The 1007-nt window shown below is 62.6% G+C and carries 1 protein-coding gene; it reads left to right on the top strand.

Features of this window, described 5'->3' with window-relative positions:
- A partial coding sequence (gene tuf / locus SB786_RS35515) for an elongation factor Tu (protein WP_410731473.1) occupies positions 1-1007 on the top strand: 1007 nt, incomplete at both ends.

Here is a 1007-nt window from a genome sequence, read left to right as displayed (position 1 = left end):
GAGCGGACCAAGCCGCACGTCAACGTTGGAACGATCGGTCACGTTGACCACGGCAAGACGACGCTGACGGCAGCGATCACGACGGTGCTGACGAAGAAGTTCGGCGGCGAAGCGAAGGCCTACGACCAGATCGACGCGGCACCGGAAGAAAAGGCGCGCGGCATCACGATCAACACGGCACACGTCGAGTACGAAACGGCTAACCGCCACTACGCGCACGTCGACTGCCCGGGCCACGCTGACTATGTGAAGAACATGATCACGGGCGCAGCGCAGATGGACGGCGCGATCCTGGTTTGCTCGGCAGCAGACGGCCCGATGCCGCAAACGCGTGAGCACATCCTGCTGGCACGTCAGGTTGGCGTTCCGTACATCATCGTGTTCCTGAACAAGTGCGACATGGTGGACGACGCTGAACTGCTCGAGCTGGTCGAGATGGAAGTTCGCGAGCTGCTGTCGAAGTACGACTTCCCGGGCGACGACACGCCGATCGTGAAGGGTTCGGCGAAGCTGGCGCTGGAAGGCGACACGGGCGAGCTGGGCGAAGTGGCGATCATGAGCCTGGCAGACGCGCTGGACACGTACATCCCGACGCCGGAGCGTGCCGTTGACGGCGCGTTCCTGATGCCGGTGGAAGACGTGTTCTCGATCTCGGGTCGCGGTACGGTGGTGACGGGTCGTGTCGAGCGCGGCATCGTGAAGGTCGGCGAAGAAATCGAAATCGTGGGTATCAAGCCGACGGTGAAGACGACCTGCACGGGCGTTGAAATGTTCCGCAAGCTGCTGGACCAAGGTCAGGCAGGCGACAACGTCGGTATCCTGCTGCGCGGCACGAAGCGTGAAGACGTGGAGCGTGGCCAGGTTCTGGCGAAGCCGGGTTCGATCACGCCGCACACGCACTTCACGGCTGAAGTGTACGTGCTGAGCAAGGACGAAGGCGGCCGTCACACGCCGTTCTTCAACAACTACCGTCCGCAGTTCTACTTCCGTACGACGGACGTGACGGG

Origin of the sequence: Burkholderia sp. SIMBA_062 (assembly GCF_046534765.1) — a bacterium.
Lineage (GTDB): Bacteria > Pseudomonadota > Gammaproteobacteria > Burkholderiales > Burkholderiaceae > Burkholderia > Burkholderia ambifaria.
Note: the sequence above shows the minus strand (reverse complement) of the source record. Positions and strands in the feature narration are given on the sequence as shown.